We start from the raw sequence: 7,088 nt of genomic DNA, 5'->3' as shown, positions 1-7,088 counted from the left end.
TATTATTGGCTTTTCACCATAACATGTACCGACTTTAATTAAGTGTCGTCCTATAGCAAACAAGCCGCATCTCTGGTATTGTGCAATTGTCTAGACCCACACGAGGAGGAGATCGGTCCATGTCGAATCGAATGGTCCGGTGGAAGGAATGAACACGAAAATTAAACTGCTGAAAAGACGGGCCTAAGGCTACCGAAATATGACGCATTTTCTGCAGCGAGTCCAGCTTGAGACCGATTTACAACGATTGAGGTACAGGTAGTGGTTAAAAGCCGTATTATTTACTAATTATACTTTAAGAAAGGTAGGGTAAAAATGAAAAAGGTTTTTATTCTCTTACTAGTTAGTTGCCTGTTATTAATATGTTTTAGCGGTATGGAGACGCATTCTACAAGAATAGCTTTTGCAGATTCTGCGCCGACTGAGCCTACTATTGGAGATACAGATACAGCTCCAAAAGAAATATTACCTGAAGAAATGCTTGCTTCTCAGCCTGCTACTCCTAAGATTGAATTTAATGAAACAGCTTCTAAAAAAGACATTGAAGATTATGAGAAAATTCTTTCTTTCCAAAAAGAAGTTGTTCCTATTTTAGAGGAATCATTTAATGAAGTTTTTCCAAATTCAGTAGGGGTTGAAGAAGGAAATTCAACACAAAGCTTTGATTCTAATCAGTTGAATGAACTAACAGATTATTATTTTGATAATTCAAATACTGATGATCTTAAGGTAGTTTTTGTAGTAGCTAAAGAAGACGAAAATGAAATGAAAATTTTAAAAGAAATATTGAAAACTAAACTTAAAGAAAAAGTTACATTTGAAAAAGCTAAGAAATCAATAAAAGAATTCGTGAAAATGCAAGAGGAAGTAGTAGATTTTATTGACGATACCTATAAAGGGCAATTTACAGTAGGCTACGATGTTGAAAAGCAAACTATTGATGTTGAATTACCTTTAACTGATAATTCTATACCATCTTTGATCCCTCCAAATTCTTTGAATAATTCAGAGATAAGCGAGCTCGAAAATAATTTTGGTTCAGATTTTATCAATATCACTTTTACAGATTCATCACCTATGCCAACTCTTGCGCGAAACTACCCATTCACTAACATTGGCGGTGGTCAACAAATTCGTCTTCATAATCCAGATCCAACCAAAGATAGTGTTTGTTCATCCGGATACGTAGCTTACAAAAACAATCAAGCTTTCCTAGTCACTGCAGGACATTGTTTGAATTATGCCTCACCTACTCAGAGTACTTATAAAGCATGGGCAGGGAATGCTACAAACGGAACTAAAACTTTTGGTTACGAACACTGGAGTGGATATAATGCTAGTACCCGCTATGATCTTGGCTTGATAAGATTAACGAATCTTGACTTGTATGTAACAAGTCGCTTTTACACAGATGCAAACAATGGCGGAATAAATGGACAATTGAAACCTTATTTGACTGTAGGAGAATCGGGCATCAAAAAAGGTCTCCTTATAAATAAATCTGGTTTCAGAACAGGTATAACGGGTTCGACTATAACTAATGTTAGTACAACCGCTAGTTATGGTGCTGGTTTTACAGTGGCAGTAATTCGCTCTGAATTAAGATCTGGTACAGGAAGAATAGTTGACGGATATGCAGCTGTAGCGGGACAAGGCGATAGTGGGGGAACTGTTTATCGGGCTTCTGATTACGCTCTGGTTGGAGTTCAATCTGGTATTCCGGACAGAGAAAAAATTTATCAAGAAATTGCATACGATGATGAAATGTTCACGTCACCTGCTTGGTATGCAAATTCTGTTCTTGGTGCTATTTATCAATATACAGCTACTTATGATACTGCTGTTTCAAAAATGCAAGGACAATAATTCTTTAAAATACGTAGTGAATAAATAAGTATATTTACAAGATTTTGTAGACTATTGAAGTTGTAAATTATTTTAAAGACAATCGCTATTCCTCTTTGTTATGAGTGTCGAAACATTCACCAAGTGATTTATAACAAATTCCTTTCAATGGTTGAAAATTATATTTATATACACTTGATTATGGTAATATATGTAGCTAATGGTAGATTGCATCTGTAGAGGTTATAGTAACTTTATCGACAGTCTGAGTCTCGGTTCTTGGAACCGGGACTTTTTTTATTAGACAAAAAAGAGTAGAATAGGGAACCAAATAGACCGACAGCATGGGCGTCAGGAGAATCAGGCGAGTAGATTCAAGTCCAAGGAGCTGCAAGGAAAAGGAGCGAAGAGAATTCCATGAATGTTCATGTTCCCGATAATGCCCGGCGCGATCTGGCGTTGGTTGGCTGCCCGCAGTGTATGTTTCGGTTCGAAACGCCGAACTACCGCCTGGGTATGCGTCATAGATGTCCCGAATGCGAAGCGGCGATCAAGCCCAAGTATGTACGTAGAGCACAAGATTCCGGTTATTCGCTGAGCTATCACACTTTCTTGCAACTGCTGACCATGCGCCCGTACCGCGACGAGATCGTGCCGTTGATAGGGTCTTGGTTCGGGTATGAGGCGGAGTACGAGGGAAGAGCGTTGACGATTCGCAATGCGGCTGGGCGGGTGGTGGATGTCGAGCAAATGCACGAGATGATCCAGACCAGCAGTCGGTGGCAGGAGATCTTGTATCGGAAAGCCGGGAAATTTTTTAGATAAACGAGCAATCCATACCGATTTGAAGACAAGCGCTTTTGTATGTACAGAGGAAGCTTCGATTCGTTTGATATTCAAAACACAAAAGAACCCGCTCAGGATGATCCTGGCAGGGTTCTTATTTGCTTATATGTCGCCAGATCCGCTTTACCGCCCAGCGTGGCAAAGTAATGATTTGGCTTTCGGTAAGAATATTGAATTTTGAAACCTCTTGGGTATCGTCGGTACAAACACCTTCATAAAATTCGCCGCTAATCGCATGGACTTTTACAACAGAATTCAATTCTATCGCTTGTTGTAACGTAATCAAAATGATCCATTCCTCCCGCACAAAGTCATAGCAGAATACAAGTACCACAAATTATATATACTTAAACATCGTGAAGAAAAATAAATGGATATGAAAGTATAAACTTCGAGCAATTTTGATTTTGATAAAAGCGTTCTTTTAAAGATTCGTCTATTTTTTATATTGAAGGTTTTTCAACGAACGTCCCGTTTCGTACTCGCTGGGGTCCTTTTCGTTGGATCGGGATATTGCGTTGGACATAGAAAAGTGGAAAAAGAGATTATCGCCGAACGATTTCGCAGAATTAGAGAGTCTGTTCGATAAATTGGATCAAACGATATCGCTACAAGCCGCGTCTTCTTATATGAACGGGTTCCGGGACGGTGCGCGATTAGGGATGGAGATCGTATCCGTATCGCCAATCCCGTAAAAAGGAGGCATTCCAATGCCTAAAAAAACGATTCCGCTTTTGCTGCTGATTTCGCTTTTTTTTCTGACGTCTTGCGCAGGAGCAGAAAATGAAACTTTTGCCGTTAACGAAAAAGAAAACGCTGCGCAACCGGTTGTGTCGACGGTACAGCAGCCGCAACCCGCCGACACCGAAGTGCTTATCAGCCGCAATTTCGGCTTCGGCCGAATCAACCCGAGCCTCTACCTCAAACTGGAAGGCGAAAAGCATGTGGAAGCTTTTCAGGAGGCCGATCGAACAAAGCATCAACTCATGGGAATGATGGATGTCAGACACCCGGATTTTGATGTTGTTTTCAATAGTGGAGGACAGACCCGGCAGTTGCATCTATGGATGCCGAAAACCAGCGAGGAGCGAGCGATGGTAACGGAGATCGACAACACCGGAACCGGATATTTGTTGACCCCGGCATCGACGAAAGTTCTTCGAGACTTGATCGGAGATTATCGTTACGATTCGGTACAGGCTGTGAAAAACGGGGATGTCGTGCAAACGATCGGCAAGATCGAAAATTTTGACGCGTGGGAAGATTTTCTGGAAGCGGTCGAGCAATCCCGTCCCGCGTCCGTTCAAAAGGTTGGGTATACCATCGAGGGCGATCCGATCTTCGACAATCTTCATTTTGACGGGCAAACGATACAGTATGTGTATGACGACACGCTGGACAGGTTCGGTTCGCACAGCAAAGAATTCGAAACCTGTGAAAAAGTGCTAATCGAGCCGATCCCGGCAGAGCTGCATATGTCTGGAGAGGTCTATCGACTCAGCGGCTGTTCCATTACGGAAGGGGGCCTGAACAAAAACTTTTGGTTCGCCATTCCCGACGAGGGAGTCGAAATCATCGGGCGTAACGATTAAAACCGGCACATGCCGGATTCGGCTTACGTTTATCCCGATCCGTCTTGATGTGCTTTCCGAAACGCCGAAGGCGGCATGCCTTTGCTTTTTTTGAAAGTCCGGCTGAAATGAAACTCGTCACCGTACCCGCAAGCTTCCGCAATCGCATGCAGCGTCAGGTCGGTGTACAGCAGATAGCGTTCGGCTTGTCGCAGCCGCATGCCGGACAGAACCTGCTTCGGCGTCTCTCCCGCATAACGAAGGAATAGCTTGCGCAGATGAGACACCGATACATGCAGCTCTTCCGCCAAGCTTTCCGCCGTTAGCGTCTCGGCATAGCGAAGTCCCATCACTTGCTGCCCGCGTTCGAACAGAGCACGGGTTTTTTCCTGTTCCGGCGAGAGGTCACCGTGCAGTCTGGCGATCAGCGTGAGCAGCGCGGCGTTGGCTTCAAGCTCTCGCGCAGGCAGCCCCATGCTCCACAGCTTCACCAGCCGGCTCAATGACGCATCCAGTTCGACCGCCGTTTTGCCGGAAAAGTGTGCCGAATGCGGAATTTCCAGCGTCGATACGGGAGAAGGCGTCGGCCAAATCCCGGATGTTCCGGCTAAACGAACAGCGTCGAACAAAATCATAACCATATCCAGCCCCTGATCGCCGAGTGCGGCCATTCGCATATTCAATCCCGGCTTCAGATAAAAAAGGTGTCCGCCCTCGATCTGGTACAGGCCGTCGTCGGATTCGAATATGCCTTTCCCGGAGCGGACCCAATACAGGCTATGTACCGCCGTCGTGCGACGGATATCGGTCCAGCCCGGCAGCGTGTTTTTATCCGACGCCCAGCCGATTCGGACCGCAAGTTCACGTAGATCGTTCATGGCGTTCCTCCTTTGCACGGATTCGTTTTTTTTCAGTATAAAAGGAGTTATAGAAGAAGCCAAGCTCGATTCGAATCATTTTAGACATGAATCGAATACGAATAGACATGGAACCTACCGCATCATTCCCATAAAGTAAGCTTTATAAACGTTTAAGAGAATGATCGTCGCAAAAACCTAAAATCAAAAAAGACATGGAGGCCATTCAAATGATCCGATTGTTCGACACGCATGAGATTCGTCCGATTCAGGAACTGGAAGGACTATGGGAGTTCGAACCTGTTGATCGCATAGGCGAAGTTCCGGTAAACATGAGTTACGGTTTACCCGTACCTGGCTGCTGGGAATCGCATCCGAAGTTCGGGACTTATCAGGGGATCGGCTTGTATCGTCGAAAAGTTCGAATCGAACGCCGCACCCATCTGCGGTTGGAATTCAAAGGCGTAAGCCATACGGCTGACGTGTATTTTGACGGGAAAAAGGTCGCCCATCACTATAATGCCTATACCGCGTTCGAAGCGATCGTTGTCGATGTCGAGCCGGGAGAGCATGAGATTCGTCTGTATGCGGACAACTCGTTCAGTGAGCAATCGGCGCTTCATGTCGAGAACGATTACTACACGTACGGCGGTCCGATCCGTCCGATTGCGTTGGAGGAGATTCCGGATATACATATCGAACGAGTCGCCTTTTTCCCGGAATTCAAAGAAGGCATCTGGCATGGACGCTGGCAGGCAACGGTGCGCAATTTGGCAGCCGAAGCGCGCGAGGTTAAGCTGCTGCTGAGATTGGACGGGCTGAATACGTTTACCGAAACAGTGAGGATCGACAGCAAATCCAGTATGACCGTCGAGCGAACGCAAGCCTATGCGGCGGTTGCGGAATGGAGCATGGAACAGCCGAATCTGTACACGCTTCGCGCTCAACTGCAACAAGGCGACGATCTTTTCGATGACTGGATCGACCGTGTCGGATTCCGCAGCGTCGATACCGAAGGCGGGCAGCTGCGAGTCAACGGAAAGGCCGTGTTGTTAAAAGGGGTCAATCGGCACGAGGATCATGCGCTGGCCGGAGCGGCTTTTTCTTTCCCCGATCTGGTGCACGATATACAGCTGATTCAAGACCTCGGATGCAACTCCGTGCGAACCAGCCATTATCCGAACGATGAGCGTTTCCTCGATCTTTGCGATGAAACGGGGATCTTCGTATGGGAGGAAAACCATGCCCGCGGCTTGACCGAGGAGCAGATGCGCAACCCGAATTTCAGATCGCAAAGCGAAGCCGTAACGCGGGAAATGGTGGAGCAGCACGGCAATCATCCGGCGATCGTCATCTGGGCGATTCTGAACGAATGCGCCAGCGATACGCCGTACGGTCGCGCCATCTACGAAACCGAACTTGCGCTTATCCGCCGTCTCGATCCCACTCGGCCGAGAGCGTTCGCTACGCATCACCGCAACCGCGATATCTGTCTGGATTTGGCCGATATCGTCTCGTTCAATCTGTATCCGCTCTGGTATACCGACGAAGATCCCGGCGAGCTGATGCGGCAGGCAAGAGGCTGGGCGGACGAACTCGGGGGTGCAGGCAAACCCATGATCATCAGCGAATTCGGAGCGGACGCCTATTACGGATTCCGAAGCCGCGAGCGCGTCAAAGGTTCCGAAGAGCGTCAATGCGACATTTTAGCTGCCAATCTGAAAGCCTACCTCGCCGAGGACTCCCCGCTCTCGGGCGTGTATATCTGGCAATTCAGCGATTGTCGCGTAACCGAAGCAACAGGCTGGCTGCTCGCACGCGGCTGTACCCGCAACAGCAAAGGACTTGTAGACGGCTACCGCCGCCCCAAACTCGCCTATGATACCGTTAGAGCTTTTTTCCGAGCTGAAAAAGTTTCGCATTCGCAGCATGAGGTATAGAAGCAGAAGTGTGCAGGAACCTTTTCCTT

Annotated in this window: 7 protein-coding genes and 1 pseudogene; 6 read left to right on the top strand and 2 right to left on the bottom strand. The window is 46.6% G+C overall.

The features are described from left to right. Window positions 1-124 precede the first annotated feature (124 nt). The 3 genes and pseudogenes from WKI47_RS26210 to WKI47_RS15515 form a co-directional block, all read left to right on the top strand. Window positions 125-187, top strand: a pseudogene (locus WKI47_RS26210) (transposase); the annotation flags it as partial. A 128-nt stretch (window positions 188-315) separates the two neighbouring features. Next, window positions 316-1,866, top strand: coding sequence for a S1 family peptidase (locus WKI47_RS15520; RefSeq protein ID WP_340228063.1), 1,551 nt, complete (start codon window positions 316-318; stop codon window positions 1,864-1,866). Between the two features lie 396 nt (window positions 1,867-2,262). Beyond that, entirely contained in the window at window positions 2,263-2,670 is a 408-nt protein-coding gene (locus WKI47_RS15515; protein ID WP_340228062.1) for a hypothetical protein, read from the top strand. Between the two features lie 115 nt (window positions 2,671-2,785). Here the strand turns inward: WKI47_RS15515 and WKI47_RS15510 are convergent, their stop codons facing one another. Next, on the bottom strand, window positions 2,786-2,977 hold the full coding sequence (locus WKI47_RS15510; protein WP_340228061.1) for a hypothetical protein: 192 nt from the start codon (window positions 2,975-2,977) through the stop codon (window positions 2,786-2,788). 214 nt (window positions 2,978-3,191) lie between these two features. On the opposite strand from WKI47_RS15510, the gene WKI47_RS26205 reads away from it, so the two are divergent. Then, complete coding sequence (locus tag WKI47_RS26205; protein WP_425355468.1) at window positions 3,192-3,386, top strand: DUF6809 family protein; 195 nt, start codon at window positions 3,192-3,194, stop codon at window positions 3,384-3,386. Between the two features lie 15 nt (window positions 3,387-3,401). Next, window positions 3,402-4,283, top strand: coding sequence for a DUF4362 domain-containing protein (locus tag WKI47_RS15505; protein ID WP_340228060.1), 882 nt, complete (start codon window positions 3,402-3,404; stop codon window positions 4,281-4,283). 29 nt (window positions 4,284-4,312) lie between these two features. On the opposite strand, the gene WKI47_RS15500 is transcribed toward WKI47_RS15505, so the two are convergent. Beyond that, window positions 4,313-5,140 (bottom strand): AraC family transcriptional regulator, encoded by an 828-nt coding sequence (locus WKI47_RS15500; protein ID WP_340228059.1) that lies wholly within the window; start codon window positions 5,138-5,140, stop codon window positions 4,313-4,315. A 209-nt stretch (window positions 5,141-5,349) separates the two neighbouring features. On the opposite strand from WKI47_RS15500, the gene WKI47_RS15495 reads away from it, so the two are divergent. After that, window positions 5,350-7,059 (top strand): glycoside hydrolase family 2 protein, encoded by a 1,710-nt coding sequence (locus WKI47_RS15495; RefSeq protein ID WP_340228058.1) that lies wholly within the window; start codon window positions 5,350-5,352, stop codon window positions 7,057-7,059. The last annotated feature ends 29 nt before the right edge of the window (window positions 7,060-7,088 follow it).

It is taken from the genome of Saccharibacillus sacchari (assembly GCF_037722395.1).
GTDB classification, from domain to species: Bacteria; Bacillota; Bacilli; order Paenibacillales; family Paenibacillaceae; genus Saccharibacillus; species Saccharibacillus sacchari_A.
Note: the sequence above shows the minus strand (reverse complement) of the source record. Positions and strands in the feature narration are given on the sequence as shown.

Bases quoted from the DNA above. Each gene is read 5' to 3' on its own strand.
- WKI47_RS15520 (WP_340228063.1), top strand. From the start codon at position 316: ATGAAAAAGGTTTTTATTCTCTTACTAGTTAGTTGCCTGTTATTAATA.
- WKI47_RS15515 (WP_340228062.1), top strand. From the start codon at position 2,263: ATGAATGTTCATGTTCCCGATAATGCCCGGCGCGATCTGGCGTTGGTT.
- WKI47_RS15505 (WP_340228060.1), top strand. From the start codon at position 3,402: ATGCCTAAAAAAACGATTCCGCTTTTGCTGCTGATTTCGCTTTTTTTT.
- WKI47_RS15500 (WP_340228059.1), bottom strand. From the start codon at position 5,140: ATGAACGATCTACGTGAACTTGCGGTCCGAATCGGCTGGGCGTCGGAT.
- WKI47_RS15495 (WP_340228058.1), top strand. From the start codon at position 5,350: ATGATCCGATTGTTCGACACGCATGAGATTCGTCCGATTCAGGAACTG.